This window comes from Desulfovibrio desulfuricans, assembly GCF_024460775.1.
Lineage (GTDB): Bacteria > Desulfobacterota > Desulfovibrionia > Desulfovibrionales > Desulfovibrionaceae > Desulfovibrio > Desulfovibrio desulfuricans_E.
Window position 1 is genome coordinate 21,900 of sequence record NZ_JANFYZ010000014.1, and the last position, 16,471, is coordinate 38,370.

The window sequence follows — 16,471 nt, forward strand, 5'->3', positions numbered from 1 at the left end:
GGGTGTTATTCAATGCCGAGCGCACGGCATACAAGCCCTGCAATCTGCGTTTGATCTGTGGGCAGGGGGGTGTTTTTAAACCCTTCGCCCGCCAGCCACAGGGGAACCCGCCGGCTGGCTTCGCTGTTGTCGTTATGGCGGCCGTCGTCGTCCATGCCGTGATCGCTGGTGACCAGTACCGCGTAGCCTGCCGACGTCCATTCCGGCAGCCAGCGGGCCAGCAGGCCATCGGCCCTGCGGGCGGCATCCCGGTATTCTTTGCTGTTTGCGCCGTGCAGATGGCCTGCGTTGTCAATGCCCATGCTGTGCGCCAGCAGCAGATGCGGTTCATGGCGCCGCCGCAGGCAGGCTGCATCGTGAAAAATCTCATCGTCCGGGTAGGCATCAGTGCAGTAAAACAGGCCGTGGGCAATGGGCAGGGCCGCATCGTCCGTAATCCGGTCGCGCCCTGGCTCAAAGGGGGCCACATTGCACAGTTCGCTCATCCAGTGGTAGGCAGCCGCGGCGGTGGTCAGGCCTGTTGCCTGTGCACGGCTGAAAATGGTGGGCGCGGGGCAGAGCCGGGCATCATCATTATGCATAATGCCGCTTTGCGCCGGGCGCAGGCCTGTGAGCAGGGTGGCGTAAATGGGGCGGGAGAGCGGCGGCAGTTCGCCTTGCAACACAGTATGGCGCGCCAGACCAGCATCGGTGAGCGACTGCATGTAGCTCATGCAGCGGCGGGCCGTGGCGGCGGCAAGGCCATCCAGCAGCACAAAGACCACGCGGGACATTACCAGTCTCCCTTGCCTGCAGGGCGGGGGCCGAAGTCCAGACCGGGAGCCTGCTCTCGCAGTTGGGCGGCGGTGAGCCCACGCACCGCGTAATTGCGCGCCAGCCACGCCAGAAAGTCATAAATCTTTTTGTACAGGGCATCAGCGGCTTTTTGATCGGGAATGTTGGGCGAGCCGCCGGGCAGCATCTCTGACGAATGCCAGAACAGGCTCAAAACCCGTCCGCCGCGCGCCATGTGCAGGCGCGTAGCCGCCCGCATGACGGCGGCGCTGTGCCACACCGGGTTGGGGCTCAACGCTCCCCAAAAATGAAAGGAATCGGCCCAGGCCGCGCCCCTGGCGCAACCATGCCACAGCCGCGCCAGCGTGCGCGAAAGCGGAATCTGCGTAACCGGCGATTCCAGCAGGCCGGGGGCGTCCTCAAGCCAGTACGGGTCGGAAGGCGCAAGAAAGTGATCCGGCCCGTCGTGGAAGACGCGCAAGGGGCACACAGAACTGTCAAAGGTGAAGCCTTCCTCCGCCAGCAATGGGCGCACAACGGATTTGAGATCCCAGCGTCCCATGCGGAAGCTGGTCAGATCCGCGCCCTGAAATTCGCGTCCGGCATCCAGCAGGGTGCGCAGGCGCTGGCGCAGCAGTTCGCGCGGCAGGCGGTCTGTGCGGGTGGGCGGCCCCTGTTTTTGCGTGGCGGGCTGTGCCGTGTCATCCCCAAGAGGCGGTGTGCTCCAGTGGTGCAGGTGCGCGGCGATTTCCGCATTGCAGTGGTCGCGCATCCAGGCCAGATGGGAGCAGGCTTCGGCATTGGCAAAAACCGTGTGCGCGCAAAACAGCGTGAGCGGAAAGCCCAGTTCGCTGGTGAGGGGGGCAAGCCTGCGCAGCAGGGCCACATTGCGCACGCCGCAGCCTTGCGCCGCATAGTTGCCGGAAAACAGCCCCTCTTCTTCCACATCAAGGCTCACAATCACGCGCAGGGCGGGTTTGTCGGCCTGATTATTGAAGGATGTATCGGTGGTGCAGTCAGTCATACTCCAAGTGTAAGCCCAAGCAGGGCGCATGGCAATGCGGGGCGCGCACAGGCCGCTCTCCTGGGGGGATGCCCAAGGCGTCATAAAATAATTGCTTGTATTTTAAATATATTATGAGGGTGTGGCTTGGGCGGCCTTGCAAAACCGGGCGGAATGCATACAATAATGCATACGGCTGCTCGGCTTTTGTGCCGTAACGTTACGCCGTCCGGTTATCTGAAGGAGAAGCATGACCATCCCACAGCGCATCCTCTTTTTTATGGAGGATCTTTGTTATGGCGGTACGCAACGCCAGACTCTTGAACTGGCCCGCCGCCTGGATCGAACTCGTTTTACGCCGGTCATGCTTACGCTCACTGGCCCCACTGATCTGGATGAAGCCGCGCGGGATGCGGGCATAGAGCTGCACCACATGGGGCATGGCCGCAAGGTGCCTCCCCTGTTTTTCGCTGCCCTGTATTCAAAGCTGCGCATGTTGCAGCCAGATGTCATCGTGCCTTGCACGGCCTTGCCCAATATATGGGGGCGCATCTGGGGGCGGCTGGGCTGGCTTGGCGAAAAAAAAGTCCCGCGTATTGTGGGAACCTGCCGTGGCGGTGGCGGCCCCAAGCGGCAGCATGAACGCTGGCTTTGGCGGCTTACGGATCATATGATCTGCAATTCCGAAGCATTGCATGAAATTTTGCTGTATTTCGGCTTGCCGCAATCCCGTTTGAGCTACATCCCCAACGGGGTGGATACAGAATTTTTTGCGCCGTCCGGGGCTGCGCCCTCGGCACGTGCGCCCGAGATTGTCTGCGTGGCGCGCCTTGCGGGCGACAAGGATCATCTGACCCTCTTGCGAGCCTTTGAGATTGTGTTGCAACGCCACCCCTCGGCGCGTTTACGCATTGTGGGGGATGGCCCGGAAGAGGCCAACCTGCACCAGTGGGCCGCGCAACACGCCGCCGGAAGCAACGTGGACTTTATCCCCGGCGGGCTTGATATGCGCGGGCACTATGCCGCTGGGCGCATCTTTGCACTTTCATCCGTGCGCGAAGGTCAGCCCAATGTGATTCTTGAAGCCATGGCCTGCGGCCTGCCCGTGTGCGCCACATCGGTTGGCGGCATTCCACGGCTGGTGGAGAGCGGTCAGAACGGTCTGCTTTCACAGGCGGGCGATGTGGCGGCCCTGGCGGAAAACTGCTGCCGTCTGCTCGAAGACGGCGCGCTGTGCGAGGCCATGGGCCAGGCCGGGCGTTTGCGCGTAGAGCAGGATTTTTCCTTCACTGCCATGGTGGAGGCGCATCAGGCCGTTTTTGCTGGCTTGCGCCGCAACTGACGGCTGAACTTGTCAATCAGTCTTCTGCCCAAGTGCGGAAGGCGCAGGAATATATGGAATTAGATCAAAATTCACTGCGTGCATGCTCCAGGGCTGCACAGGCAACGCGGGCAATACGGCTCAGGCGCGCGCGGCTGAAATATGCAGTTTTGTGTCTTGCGGCGCTTTGCGCCTGCCTTTGCCTGATGACCGTAGGTGTTTTTGCGGCTCGCGCTGCCGAAGTTCAAACCGCGCAGGACCAAAATTCCGGCTCCCTGGTGGAACAGCGCGGCGAACAGAAAAATACGCCCCCTCCTGCCGGGGACACAGCAACTCCAGCGCCGTCTGCTGCCAACACCCCTGTGGAAGTGCGCGAACTCTGGACAGGCTCGCTCTATTCATCAACATACCGTGTGGGCGTGTGCGTTTCCGCTCAGGGCACTGTGCGCGGCGTGGTGCACCTGCGTCTGTACAACGGCAAGGTTGACGTGTACCACATAGATGGAACGGTGCGTAACAATGATATTGAGGCGCACCATTCATCCGGGCATTCATTCAAGGGGCGTCTTGCTTCTGCCGATAAAGTCGAGGGCGTCATCAGCCTGAAGAACGGCATGAACGTACGTCTGGAGGGCAAGCGCATCCACGATGCGCCGCTTGCGCCAGAAGACTGCGCCCCCTTGCCCTAATAAAAATTTGCGCTGCGGGCGGGGCGTTTTTACGTCCTGCTCCTGTATGGCTTGCCCGAACATGCTTTTATAGCAAGCGCTGCAAAGGGTTCATGTCCTTGCTGCCGATTGCTGATCCATCCAACGATAACATGAAGGAGTGCCTATGTTCTGGATATGGTTTTTGCTGGCCACCTCCCAATGCGCTCTGTTGTATATTCTGGCCCGCAGGGGCGAAAGCATGCCCCGCCGTATTGAGGAAGAAGCCGAGGCCAACCGCGCCATACCTGAAGACAAATGGCCTTCTGTGGGCATGATTGTGCCCGTGGCCGGGCGCGATCCGCGCATGGAAGGCGCGTTGCGCAGCCTTTTGACCCAGGATTACCCCCGTTTTGTCCCCGTGCTCGTTACTGCGGAAGAAAATGAACCCGCCGCCGAGCTTGTAGGCAGACTCAAGCAGGATTTTCCCGCTCTGCGTCATGTGGTGGCAGGCACCGCCACGGGTTGCGGGCAAAAAAACCATAACAGCCTTCAGGGTATTGCCGCTCTGGGCGATGAAGTGGACGTCTATGTGTTCTGCGACAGCACTCACATGGCGGAACCCGATTTTCTGCGGCATCTGGCGGCGCCCATGGCCAGGGGCGAGGCTTCGTTCAGCACCGGTTACCATGTGGTGGAGCCTCGCGACGACCAGCCCGTAACGCTGGCCTATACGCTGTGCGTCATGCTTATGCGCTACCTGCAAGCCATGTCTGCCTTTACCCAGTTGTGGGGCGGCGCTATGGCCATGACCCGCGAGGCCTATGTAAAATACGGCGTGGCGCAGTTGTGGCTTGAAAACGTGGTGGACGACTGCTCGCTCACGGCTCTGCTTCAGGTGCGCGGCGCAAAAGTGCGGCTCTGCCCTGGCGCTTTGCTGCACACCGATGCCGTTAATCACTCCACGCCCGTCTGGCGGGCCTGGATGGACAGGCAGGTGCTTTTTCTCAAGTTTTGCATGCCCGGCCAGTGGAAGCTGCTGGGTCTCATGTGTGTTATGATGGCCCTGCCCATGGTGTGCGCGGCCCTGGCCTTTCTGGGCTGGATTGTGAACGTGGGCAGCGGCGCCGGCGTGTTGCTGGGGCTGTTCTGGCTGGCGGCGATGGTGAGCGCGCTGCATCTGTGGCGTGGTCTGCTTGCCAAGCCCGTGCCGCTGTGGCGCTGGTGCATGGCCTTTGCGGACGCCGTACGCATGTTCACCTCTGTTTATTGGCAGAGCATAAAGTCGTGGGATATTGTCTGGCACGGCATACGGTATGAAGTCGGCAAGGGCGGGGTAGTGCTGCGCTCTGAACACAGTCAGGGAATAAAATAGCAATGTTGAAACCACTCCTGATGGAGGCGTGGTGCGCCAGATTCTTTTTTATTTGCGCATGCAGTCCGTGACAGGGTATGGAAATAGAGGCTTTGACATACACCCATGGTGGCGTGTATCGTCTTTTGCCCTTTTGTCACGGGCCGGATGCAATATATCTGTATGCAGCCCGACAGCAGGATGCGGCAATGGCGTTGCGCATGTGCGCGGCATAAGCCACGGCTTTTTTTATCGTTTTTTGTCAGAGTAGTGATTGCGCCATGATTGCAATGTCAGACCTTATTCGCGTCAGCCTCAGGCAGGTTGTGCGCCAGCGCGGCTTCGGGGTGATGCTTTCCATCGCCCTGGGCATCACGGCGTTTATCGTCCTGGCGGTACTTGGCCGCGAAATCCGGTACAAGGTGGGGCAGGACATGGTGCTTATGGGTGGCGTCAACGTCATCCAGGTATACATGGATGACGCCCAGTACCCCGGCCAGCCCGACCGAGAATTTTATCCTGAAACTGTGGAAGCCCTTTCCCAGTTGCCCGGCGTCAGCCTGGTGAGCAGAAACCTGCGCGACAACAAAAATTTCCCCATACGCGGCACCGGCGAGCGCACGCTTAATGTGGATTTTATCGGCATCGACCAGTATTTCGCCGAGGTCTATTCCATTGATCTGGTGGCCGGGCGGCTGCTCAATCAGGAAGATGTGGACGCTCACAGGCGGGTATGCCTGCTAGGCAGGGATGCGGCCAGAAATTTATTCGGCGGTTCGGAAGAAGCCATAGGCAAGCTGCTCTTTCTGGAGCAGGATGTTTTTGAAGTGGTGGGCGTTGTCAGCGGCGTCATGCTCGGCAGCTGGAGCCAGGGCGGCTTTTTGCCCTATACCACCATGGCCGACCGCAACTGGGGCCGGGGCAAGGTGCGCAGGCTCTTTATCCGCGCTATCGGGTGGGAAGACGTGCCGCCGCTTGTCAAAATTATTCCTCAGATGGTGCGCGAGCATCAGTCTGCCCCATATATTGTGGTGCAGACGCAGGAAGATCAGCTCAAACGCATCAAAACCACCTTCATGTGGGTTGAGGCTCTGCTGTGGCTTGGTATTGCCGCATCGCTCATGCTGGGCGGTTTTGGCATCTGGTATGGCACGTTTGCCGCAGTTCGGGCCAGAACTCGCGAAGTGGGCCTTAAAAAGGCCATGGGCGGCTCGGATATAGACATACTGGCGCAGTTCCTGGCCGAGGCCCTGTGCAAATCGGTTGCTGGCGGCATATTTGGCATTCTCATTGGCTGCGCGCTGGTCGAGATCGGTTCCTTATCGCTTGGAACGGGCGTTTCGTACTCGCTGCTGTTCTTCAGCAGCTTGGGAAGCATCGTTTTTTCTGCCGTCATAGGCATTGCGGGCGGTCTGTTCCCTGCCATGCAGGCAAGCCGTATGGACGTGGTAACCGCTCTGCGATTCGAATAGCACACAATGCGCGGGTTGCCCCGCGTTCTTGCGGCTCTGCCGCACATGCACAAGGTGGATCATGGCACCCGTTATAGTCGCCAAAGATTTATATAAATGCTACGCCGGTTTTTCACCGGTGCTGCGTGGCGTGAATATCGAAGTTGTTCCCGGCGAGATGGTGGCTATCATGGGGCCTTCGGGCTGCGGTAAATCCACCATGCTGCACGTGCTGGGCATGCTGCACGCGCCTGATTCCGGCTCTTTGCAAATTCTTGGCAAGGATGTGCTGACGCTCGACCGTGAGCAGACTGCCAGTTTCCGCCGTGGCACCATGGGTTTTGTCATGCAGTCGAGCAACCTTTTTGACCACTCGACTGTGTTTGAAAATGTTGAATTCCCCCTGATATTTGAGAAGATTCCGCCAGAAGAGCGCTGGGAGCGGGTTATCCGCGCCCTTGAGCTTGTGCGCCTTTCTGCGCGTGTGCACTACCGCAGCAACCGCCTTTCGGGCGGCGAGCAGCAGCGTGTGGCCATTGCCCGCGCCATGGTCAACAATCCGCGTATCCTGCTGGCTGACGAACCCACGGGCGCGCTGGACGCCAAAACCAGCCGCCTTATCATGGATAATTTCCGTTCGCTCTGCCACACGGGCGGCGTTTCCATGGTCATGGTTACGCATGACCCCAAGATGGCCGAATTCTGCGACAGCATCTACACCCTTGAAGACGGCATTTTGCACTGCCGCCAGCGCAACCTGCCGCAGATGCCCGACACCATTTCGCACAATCTGCTTCAGGGGGTTGCCCCTGTGGTGCGCGGCGCCATGGTTGCCGAGAGCTTTCCCGAGGCCTCCGGTCAGTGCCTTATGGATGAGGCCCACCGTATGCACGCGGCGGGCCTGCTCACCCGTATTTACGCCATCCGCGATAATGGATTTCTGGGCAATCCCGAGGGCTACGCCCTGCCGCTGGCTGTGCGGCGTATAGGTGCCTTGCGTGTGCTTGCGGCCTGCCTGGGTATGCTCAGGCTCATGCGCGGTTCTTCCTCCCAGTTGTGGGCGCTTTGGCGCAAACTGCCGGGGCGTGGCCGCTGGGGCAGCCGCTGGTGGGATCACCTGCGCGCATTTTGCGCCGGGGCCATGCTGGCGCGTTGGGGCCAGGAAGAAAAGATTGAATTTTTCTATGCAGCAGGGGCCCACGGACCAGCCACGGCCAGCTGGGTTGCCTCGCGCCTTATGCATGTGCCGTATGCTTTTGCCGTGCGCGCTCAGGATATGACGGAACCTGGCCTCAACTGGGCCGCCAAGGGTGCGGATGCCGAATTTGTGCGCTGCGACACAGAAGCCACGCGCGATGCCATGCTGCAATTGCTGCCCGAGCTGAAAGACAAACTGCTCGTGCTCCGCGATCCCCTTACCCTCACGCCGCCGGAGGAAATGGAAGAGCAGATGCCCGTGCCCGCCGGGGGCGATGCCGCCAATGATGCGGATAAGGCTGCGGATTTCAACCTGCTGGCTGTGGGCACCATTGCACGCCGCAAAGGGTACGATCTTCTGCTTCGGGCCTGCCGCCTGCTGGCCGACAGAAATGTGAACTTTTCGCTGACCTTTGTGGGCCAGGGGCCGGAAAAACTGCGTTTGCGCTGGCTTGTCTGGCGGCTCGGGCTTCGTGGTTCGGTACAGTTTGCCGGGCAGATTCCCCATGAAAACATGGCGGATATGTACAACCGGGCGGATGTTTTTGTGGCTCCTGGCCGCAAGACCACTGGCGGAGATGCCGACGGCGTGCCTTCGGCTCTGGTTGAAGCCCTGGCCTTTGGCCTTGCGGTGGTTGCCAGCGATCTGCCGGGCCATGCGGAAGCCATTACGGACGGCGGCAATGGACGCCTTGTGCCGCAAGACAACGTGGGCACGCTGGCGGACGTTCTGGAAGCTCTTGCCTCCCGTCCCGAGGAGCGCAAGCGCCTTGGCGAGGCCGCCCGCAAGTCGGTAGTTACCCTTGTGGATACCGACCGAACGGAAGCCCGGCTGACCGAGCTGATCAAAAAAGCCTGCGGCAAGGCCTGAACCACGCCGGGAGAGCGTCATGAATTTTGACGGAGTACGCATACTGGTTGTGGGCGATGTGATGCTTGATCATTACATTGCAGGCCAGGTCAAAAGGATTTCTCCCGAAGCCCCGGTGCCTGTGGTGTCTGCGGCAAAACGCTGGTCTGTGCCTGGTGGTGCTGCCAACGTGGCGCGCAACCTTGTGCGCCTGGGCGTTGATGTGGCTGTTGCTGGCGTAGTGGGGCAGGATGCCGCAGCCAACGACCTGCGCGCGGCGCTCGCGGCTGAGGGAATTGCGGACGGCCTGGCCGTTTCGCCCAGTCGCCGCACCACCTGCAAGACGCGCGTTCTTGCGCAGGGGCAGCAACTGCTGCGCCTTGACGAGGAAGTAAGCGCTCCGCTCGGCGCAGAAGAAGCTGAAGCTCTGAAAAAACAGGTTCTTTCCCTGTTGCCGGGGCGGCATGCGGTTATTCTTTCTGACTACGCAAAGGGCGTGTTGCTTGAATCGGCCAGCGGCTGCAATCTGTGCCAGATAATCATTGAAGAAGCCCGCCGGCTTGGCATCCCCGTGCTGGTTGATCCCAAGGGCAGCGACTGGCGGCGTTACGCAGGAGCACACTGCGTTACTCCCAATGCCGGGGAATTTGACGCAGCCTGCGGGCTGGACGCTGGCCTAACGCTCAGCAGGCCCCGCCGTGAAACCCTTGCCGGGGAACTGCGTTCACGCTACGGCATTGAACGCCTGCTCATAACGCGGGGGCCGAAGGGCATGGCCCTGTTCACCCCTGACGAAGCACCTGTTTACTGCCGCGCCGCCGTGCGCGAAGTGGCCGATGTTTCCGGCGCAGGCGATACCGCCATTGCCACTCTGGCAGCATGCGTGGGAAAAGGCCTGCCCTGGGCCGAAAGCATGCACCTTGCCAATGCGGCGGCAGGGGTCGCCGTGGGCAAAATGGGCACTGCACCCGTGTCTATTGCAGAGCTTAACGAGGCGCTGCGTGAGCAGGCCGACAATCCCAAGCTTTTTAGCGTTCAGAACCTTGTTGAAAAAATTGAAGAATGGCGCAGAAAAAACGAAACTGTGGTTTTTACCAACGGTTGCTTTGACCTGCTGCATCCTGGCCACATTTCCCTTATCCGGCAGAGCGCCGCTCAGGGCGATCACCTGATTGTGGGGCTCAACAGCGATGCCTCCGTGCGCCGCCTTAAGGGGCCGACCCGCCCCATCCAGAACGAAAGCAGCCGTGCCTTGCTGCTGGCTGCTTTGTCAGACGTGGACGCCATTGTGCTTTTTGACGAAGATACCCCGTTTGAACTCATCTCGGCCTTGCGACCTGACGTGCTCGTGAAAGGCAGCGACTATACCATCGACAATGTGGTTGGGGCCGATGTTGTGCAGCAGGGGGGCGGCAGGGTCTATCTTGCCCGCCTGGTAGACGGTTGCAGCACTACGGGCATCGTGCGCAAAATCGATAACCAGCGGGATGTCACCTAGGCCAGCATCCGGAGTTTTCAGCCGTACATGCAACGCATTTTCGCAGCAGATATAGGTGGAACCAACGCAAGGTTTGCCCTGTTCACAGTGTATGAGGGCAATCTCACGCTTATGTCTGCTGTGTGGGCAAAGTCGGCTGATCTGGGCAATGCCCATAATGTGCTGCAAGCCATGCAGCAGCTCTTGCAATCTTCATTCTCTGCGGGTGATTCCCTCGTCATTGCCCTTGCCGGGCCTGTGAGCGGCCTGCGCGGCAAACTCACCAACGGACAGTTGCGCGTAGACCTTGATGGCGTAGCGCAGCAGTACAACATGGCCTGCTGCCTGCTGCTCAACGATTTCAGCGCGCAGGCCTTTGCCACGCTGACGCCCTGCGGCGCTGCTGCCGCACTTGTGCGCAGCAGCACCAGATTCATTGACGAATCCAGAGAAACCCGGGCCGTGCTTGGCGCTGGCACCGGCCTTGGCGCAGCCATGCTGGTGCGCTCGGGCGACCCTGACCCTGCCGGAAGCTGGGTGGCCGTGCCCTCGGAGGCAGGGCATACTGCCTTTGCCTTTGTGGGGCCGGAAGAGCAGGCCTATCAGGCTTTTTTGGCCCGCGAACTGGGCCGCGATTATCCCACGGCGGAAAATGTGCTTTCCGGTGAAGGGCTCTCCGTGCTGCACTACTATCTTTCCGGCCAGTTTTTTTATCCCCCTGCCGTGGGCGCTGAGGCCCTGTCGCACGAAACGCCCACGCTATTGTGGTATGCCAGATTTTGGGGCCGGTTTTGCCGTCAGTGGATACTGACCACGCTCTGCCGTGGCGGGTTGTGGATTGCTGGTGGCATTGCCGCCAAAAATCCCCTGTGTCTGACGCATCCGGCCTTTATGCAAGAACTTGGTCTGGTGCCCGATATCGGCGGCATTGCGGCCTCTGTCCCCATTTATCTTGTCACCGATGGCAACAGCGGCCTGTGGGGTGCGGCGTGTGCGGCTGCGGAGCATTTGTCCTGCCGCGTTCCCCGTGCTGAAAAAAGCGGCTAGGCAATCACGGCCCTGCGGACTGATGCAATTTGGGGTTACGCCTTGACGCTTTTCTGAAAGTTATTTATTTACCCGCACTGCGATGGTATGTTTTTATGCGCCTTGTGGGCGTGAGCGCTCTAGCTGGACTGGAGCCGCCGCAAGGCATTTTTTTTCAGCATGGGAACCATATTTCCGATAAGCAGCCATTGCGCACTGTTTTTCGCCAGGCAAAAGTCTTAGTCTTTTGGTTGAGTTTGGGCTTGACAGTAATCCGCGATAACAGTAATTTTTAGCAACACTGGAGGCTGGCATGGCTCAAACACAAACACGAATGACCCGGCAGCGGGCAGTTATTTTGGAAGAACTGCGCAAGCTCAAGAGCCATCCAACTGCGGATGAGCTGTACAGCATCGTGCGCGAGCGTTTGCCCCGAATAAGCCTGGGTACTGTGTACCGGAATCTGGATTTTCTGGCAGACAGCGGCGAGATCCGCCGTCTGGAAGCTGCCGGATCAACCAAACGTTTTGACGGTGACATTTCAAACCATCAGCATGTTCGCTGCATTTATTGCGGCCGGGTTGGCGATGTTGAAGACGTCAAGCAGGCCCCCACAGTTGAAGGCATGCAGGCAATGGGTTTTGCGAGTATTTTGAGTTCGCGGGTGGAATACGACGGCGTGTGCGAAACCTGCGCGAGATCGCTTGAAATAACCCAGTAACTGTTGTCCGAATGTTTTTCCGTGTGCGCGGTGGCTGCTTGTGAGATTTTGCTATTCGTATTATGCAAATAGCATCTTGAACCTGTTATAACCAAGGAGCTTGCGTCATGGCTGAAAACAGGGAAAGCCGGAAGGCTAAAGTCATAGAAGTACTGAACAAGGCGCGCGCCATGGAGCTGTTCGCCATCCATCAGTATATGAACCAGCACTACAATCTGGACGATATGGATTATGGCGAGCTTGCTGCCAACATGAAGCTTATCGCCATTGACGAAATGCGTCATGCCGAAAATTTTGCCGAACGCATCAAGGAACTGGGCGGCGAGCCCACTACCCAGAAAGACGGCAAGATTGTCACCGGGCAGGAAGTGACTGCTATCTATGAGGCTGACGCCAATCAGGAAGAAGTCACCATCGAGGCTTACAGCGGTTTTCTTGCCATCTGTAAGGATGCGGGCGACATTGTTTCTGCCCGTCTTTTTGAACGGATCATTGACGAAGAGCAGGCCCACCTGACCTATTACGACAATATTGACGGGCATATCAAAAAACTTGGCGACACCTACCTTGCCAAGATTGCCGGTACGCCTTCCACAACTGGCCCTGCCAGCAAGGGCTTTGTGACCGCAACGCCCGCAGCGGGCTAACAGGCGGGGCAAAAGATGGCTGAACCCAAGGATATGTGGCGTTGCCAGATGGTTAATTGCGGTTACGTTTACGACCCCGACCGGGGCGACAAACGCCACAAGATACCGGCTGGAACCCGTTTTGAAGATCTGCCTGAAGACTGGAAGTGCCCTGTATGCGGGGCAACAAAAAAGAGCTTTCGCCCTTTGAGTGACGAAGGTTAAGCCAGGAATCCAACACCCTTGCGGTGAGTTTTGAAAAGGCCCGTTCCCTTGTGCTGCCGAGGCAGAGAAGGAGACGGGCCTTACATTTTGCGCCAGTTGGAAGATATTTTGAGCGTAGGTGGTTACATTCCCTGCATACATTCCCCGCGTACGAGCAGGCGAACCTGACCGCTCACCAGCATGTTGCCGCTGGCTTTGTCCCTGCGGATGCTGATTTCCGAGTCACGCCCCACAAAGCGCCCCTGACGGAGAAGTATTTCCTGTGTGGGCGAAAATCTGTTGTGTTTGTACAGGTAGGCCCCTACCGGCCCTGCGGCGCTGCCCGTGGCCACGTCTTCCGCCAGACCAGCATTGTCCCATGTTCTACCTTCCACGGCGCTGGCGTCAAAAACATAGGCGAATTTTGCGCCGACCTGTGCAAGACGCGATTCATAATCCACCACGAGAATGCGGGCTTGGTCCAGCCCTGAGGCAAGGGGCACCAGCAGATAGGGCAGCCCTGTGGATACTACTTCCAGGGGGAATCCGGCGGCAACATTGTGCGGCGCCAGATTCAGCGGTCGCAAAAAGTGAGCATATTCTTCCGGCTCTGGCGCACAGATGAATTCCGCTGGCCCCTGATCCATACAGCAGTCATAAAAATCACCCTGCGCTGTGCAAAAAACAGAAACCTGCTTGCTGTTCAGGTTGAACAGAACCGTGCTGGAGGCCTCCTGCAAAAATTCGTGCTGCACAGCCGCGGCAGCGCCCAGAATGGGATGCCCGGCGAAATCCAGTTCTTCCTCAACGGTAAAGATGCGCGCATCAAAAGCAGCATCACCGCGCCGCACAAGGAAGATTGTTTCAAACTGCCTGAATTCACGGGAAATCCGCTGCATTACAGCGCTTTGGGGAAAGGCCTTGGCAATAAAAACAGTCAGACCATTGCCGGTCATGGGTTCTTTGCAAAACACATCTGCGTGGTAATACTGCATGCATAATCTCCTTGTCGGATGGGCAGATGGTAGAGCATGCGCTCCGTGAAGTATTGATGATACCCACGCGGCAGCTTGTGATTGTCTGCCCCGGCCGGGGGCTTTATGCAGAAAATAACGGGTGGGGCAACTAAATGCGCGCCACTGGGGCGTACTGCCCTTCAACCGCGCGCAGCAGGTCATCCGGCTTGAGGCGCAGTTGAACGCCGCGCTGGCCTGCGCTTACAAAGATGGTTTCAAGCAGGATGGCGTTTTCGTCCACAAAAACCGGATAGGCCTTCTTGGCTCCAAGGGGGGAGCAGCCGCCGCGCATATAGCCGGTGAGGGGGCGAACATCCTTGAGCGGAACCATTTCCACATGCTTGTTGCCAGATGCGGCGGCCAGCGCCTTGAGGTCAAGCTCCGCCGCAGCGGGGATGCAGGCCATGAGCACGCCTGTTTTGTCGCCTCTGGCTACCAGGGTTTTGAACACGCAGGCAGGGTCAACGCCAAGATTGTGCGCCATTGTTACGGCTGACAGGTCATTTTCGTCCACGTCAGCAGTGTGCAGTTCGTAGGGAATGCCCAGGCCTTCAAGAATTCTGGCGGCATTGGTTTTGGAAACTTTTGCGGCAGGCATGATTTGTCGGGGTGCTCAGTGGAGCTTAAGCCACTTGGCGAGTTTATTGCGCAGGGTTGCCATGCTGAAGGGCTTGGCTATGTGATCGTTCATACCCGCGTTGATGATTTCGGCGATGTTGTCAGGCAGGGTCGCGGCGGTAAGGGCAATGATGGGCAGGGCTTTTTGTTCGTCATTTCCCGGCAGCATGTTCCGCAGTTCGCGTGTGGCGGTCAGGCCGTCCATGACGGGCATGTTAACGTCCATCAGCACAATATCATATGGGGTTTCCATGGCCATGCGCAGGGCTTCCTTGCCGTTGGGCGCAACATCGCATTCAAAGCCCAGCTGGCGCAACATGGCGCGCAATACTTCCACGTTTATCTCGTTGTCTTCCGCCACAAGAATGCTGCATTCTGCGGCCCCGTCCAGCGGCTCTGCCGTGGCGACGGCCTGCTCCTGCGGGCAATATATATTGCGGGCAGGCGTGCAGGGGATGCTCAGGTGGAAGGTGGAACCCTTGCCCAGCTCGCTCTCGCACCACAGCGCGCCGTGCATGAGTTCCGCAATGCGTTTGCAGATGCTCAGTCCAAGGCCGGTGCCGCCAAAGCGGCGGCTGATGCTCGCATTGGCCTGGGTATAGGGATCAAAAAGGTGCTGCTGGTATTCGCGGCTGATGCCCATGCCCGTATCCGCAATCCTGAAGTGCAGGCTGTCTTTGTCGCCAGAAATTTCGCGGTCAATTCGCAGGGTTATGCGCCCTTCGGCGGTGAATTTGACGGCATTGTTCATGAGGTTGAGCAAAACCTGCTTGAGGCGCAGGCTGTCGCCCCAGAGCTTCAGCGGCACATCGTCGCCAAGCTTGCATTCATACTCAAGCCCCTTCTGCTCAATGGGGAAGCGCAGCGAGGTATGCACGAATTCAAGCACGTCTTCTAGCGGATAGTTGGCGTCTTCCAGCACCATCTTGTTGGCTTCGATTTTGGAAAGATCCAGAATATCGTTGATGATGGCCAGCAGGTTTGTGGCGGAAGTGCGGATTTTTTGCAGATAGTTTTTCTGCTCGTCGCTGGGATTGGATTGCAGGGCCAGATGAGTGAGGCCAATGATGCCGTTCATGGGCGTGCGGATTTCATGGCTCATGTGCGCCAGAAATTCGCTTTTGGCCTGCGAGGCCACCACGGCATCCTGTTTTTCGTGCTGGGTTTGCAGCAGGTCAGTCACATCGCGTGAAATGCTGAGGCGAACCGTTTTGTCGTTGTCCCACCTGATGGCCTTGTCCACCACCGTATAGGTGCGCCTGGTGGTCTTGTTTTCATACGTCCACTGGTATGGCTCGCTGGAGGCGGCAATAATGGCATTGGTGCAAAAGGGGCAGGGCGTATCCCGCCCCATGAGCCTCTTATAGCAGATGTTGGACAAGGTGCCGTCTTTGCGTGGATAGGTTTCTTCAACACTATTGTTGACGAAAAGAATCTTGTACGTCTCCATATCCACAATGCAGACAGGGTCAGTAAAAGCATCAAGAATATCGTGCAGTTGCCTGTGCTTGCGCTGCAACTGCCCGTAAAGACGAAAATGCGTCAGCGTGATGGCAAGGATGCTGCCCAAAAGATAGCAAAGGCTGGAGTCCTCAATGGACCATTGCCCGCGATAGCGGTGGCGCAAAAGGCAGATGCCGCCAAAAAGCTGGCCATCGTGGGCGATGGGCACGCAGATTGCCGATTTGATTCCACGGGAGAGAAACAGGGCTTTTTGCGGGCCTTCGGGCATGGCCGAGGTATCGGCAACGCACAGGCTTTTGCCCTCTTCAAACAGGCTCAACACCGGCGACATGTCGTTGAGCGTTGCCGCTGGCATATCTGCCGTTGCACTGCGAATGCCCGACCGCCAGACTACAGGGGCAGACCACTGATCATCGTCAAATTCTACAAGAGACACCTGCTCACAGTGCAAGGATTCGCCAATACTGGCCATGGCTGCTCTGAGAAAAGGCTCTTTGCTGACGTGCAGAAGGGCTGAACTTGATATTTCCAAGGCCAGTACCAGGGGATTGGCTAGATTGCCCTGATGCGGCTGTTGTGCGTCTGACATGTTTTACTTCAACTGATGCTTTTGGTCTGAAAATTTAAAGATAGCCTATACGCGAATACTGCGAATTGTGTCAAGAAATGGCAAATTAGGTGAAAAACTCATGGAACTTGAGTGGATAGACAGTATCTGACTC

The 16,471-nt window shown here is 58.2% G+C and carries 15 protein-coding genes; 10 read left to right on the forward strand and 5 right to left on the reverse strand.

The window, feature by feature from the left end:
- Window positions 1-5: 5 nt before the first annotated feature.
- On the reverse strand, window positions 6-773 hold the full coding sequence (locus tag NE637_RS13110) for an alkaline phosphatase family protein (RefSeq protein WP_227119222.1): 768 nt from the start codon (window positions 771-773) through the stop codon (window positions 6-8).
- Window positions 773-1,798, reverse strand: coding sequence for a polysaccharide deacetylase family protein (locus tag NE637_RS13115; protein WP_227119223.1), 1,026 nt, complete (start codon window positions 1,796-1,798; stop codon window positions 773-775). The genes NE637_RS13110 and NE637_RS13115 overlap by 1 nt, the downstream gene beginning before the upstream one ends.
- A gap of 229 nt (window positions 1,799-2,027) precedes the next feature.
- On the opposite strand from NE637_RS13115, the gene NE637_RS13120 reads away from it, so the two are divergent.
- The 10 genes from NE637_RS13120 to NE637_RS13165 all read left to right on the forward strand — a co-directional run bounded on the left by NE637_RS13120 (window position 2,028) and on the right by NE637_RS13165 (window position 12,672).
- Window positions 2,028-3,119: a glycosyltransferase gene (locus NE637_RS13120; protein ID WP_256267753.1), complete on the forward strand. Its 1,092-nt coding sequence runs from the start codon at window positions 2,028-2,030 to the stop codon at window positions 3,117-3,119.
- Between the two features lie 185 nt (window positions 3,120-3,304).
- Window positions 3,305-3,787 carry a hypothetical protein gene (locus NE637_RS13125; RefSeq protein ID WP_227119225.1) on the forward strand — a complete coding sequence of 161 codons (483 nt, stop codon included), beginning with the start codon at window positions 3,305-3,307 and terminating at the stop codon, window positions 3,785-3,787.
- A 145-nt stretch (window positions 3,788-3,932) separates the two neighbouring features.
- The gene (locus NE637_RS13130) at window positions 3,933-5,120 is read left to right on the forward strand and encodes a glycosyltransferase family 2 protein (RefSeq protein WP_227119226.1); all 1,188 of its coding nucleotides are present in this window, start codon (window positions 3,933-3,935) and stop codon (window positions 5,118-5,120) included.
- A gap of 269 nt (window positions 5,121-5,389) precedes the next feature.
- Complete coding sequence (locus NE637_RS13135; RefSeq protein WP_227119227.1) at window positions 5,390-6,571, forward strand: ABC transporter permease; 1,182 nt, start codon at window positions 5,390-5,392, stop codon at window positions 6,569-6,571.
- A 61-nt stretch (window positions 6,572-6,632) separates the two neighbouring features.
- Complete coding sequence (locus NE637_RS13140) at window positions 6,633-8,618, forward strand: glycosyltransferase (protein ID WP_227119228.1); 1,986 nt, start codon at window positions 6,633-6,635, stop codon at window positions 8,616-8,618.
- Window positions 8,619-8,637: 19 nt separating this feature from the next.
- On the forward strand, window positions 8,638-10,095 hold the full coding sequence (gene rfaE1, locus NE637_RS13145) for a D-glycero-beta-D-manno-heptose-7-phosphate kinase (RefSeq protein ID WP_227119229.1): 1,458 nt from the start codon (window positions 8,638-8,640) through the stop codon (window positions 10,093-10,095).
- 27 nt (window positions 10,096-10,122) lie between these two features.
- The gene (locus NE637_RS13150; protein ID WP_227119230.1) at window positions 10,123-11,121 is read left to right on the forward strand and encodes a glucokinase; all 999 of its coding nucleotides are present in this window, start codon (window positions 10,123-10,125) and stop codon (window positions 11,119-11,121) included.
- 292 nt (window positions 11,122-11,413) lie between these two features.
- Window positions 11,414-11,821, forward strand: a complete 408-nt coding sequence (locus NE637_RS13155; protein ID WP_022659167.1) for a Fur family transcriptional regulator — start codon at window positions 11,414-11,416, stop codon at window positions 11,819-11,821.
- A 107-nt stretch (window positions 11,822-11,928) separates the two neighbouring features.
- Complete coding sequence (locus NE637_RS13160; protein ID WP_022659168.1) at window positions 11,929-12,468, forward strand: bacterioferritin; 540 nt, start codon at window positions 11,929-11,931, stop codon at window positions 12,466-12,468.
- Between the two features lie 15 nt (window positions 12,469-12,483).
- The gene (locus tag NE637_RS13165) at window positions 12,484-12,672 is read left to right on the forward strand and encodes a rubredoxin (RefSeq protein ID WP_022659169.1); all 189 of its coding nucleotides are present in this window, start codon (window positions 12,484-12,486) and stop codon (window positions 12,670-12,672) included.
- A 122-nt stretch (window positions 12,673-12,794) separates the two neighbouring features.
- Here NE637_RS13165 and NE637_RS13170 read toward each other — a convergent pair whose 3' ends face one another.
- The 3 genes from NE637_RS13170 to NE637_RS13180 form a co-directional block, all read right to left on the reverse strand.
- The gene (locus NE637_RS13170; protein ID WP_227119231.1) at window positions 12,795-13,646 is read right to left on the reverse strand and encodes a PhzF family phenazine biosynthesis protein; all 852 of its coding nucleotides are present in this window, start codon (window positions 13,644-13,646) and stop codon (window positions 12,795-12,797) included.
- A gap of 130 nt (window positions 13,647-13,776) precedes the next feature.
- Window positions 13,777-14,265: a Cys-tRNA(Pro) deacylase gene (gene ybaK / locus NE637_RS13175; protein WP_215648650.1), complete on the reverse strand. Its 489-nt coding sequence runs from the start codon at window positions 14,263-14,265 to the stop codon at window positions 13,777-13,779.
- A 15-nt stretch (window positions 14,266-14,280) separates the two neighbouring features.
- Complete coding sequence (locus tag NE637_RS13180) at window positions 14,281-16,338, reverse strand: ATP-binding protein (RefSeq protein ID WP_192113790.1); 2,058 nt, start codon at window positions 16,336-16,338, stop codon at window positions 14,281-14,283.
- Window positions 16,339-16,471: the final 133 nt, after the last annotated feature.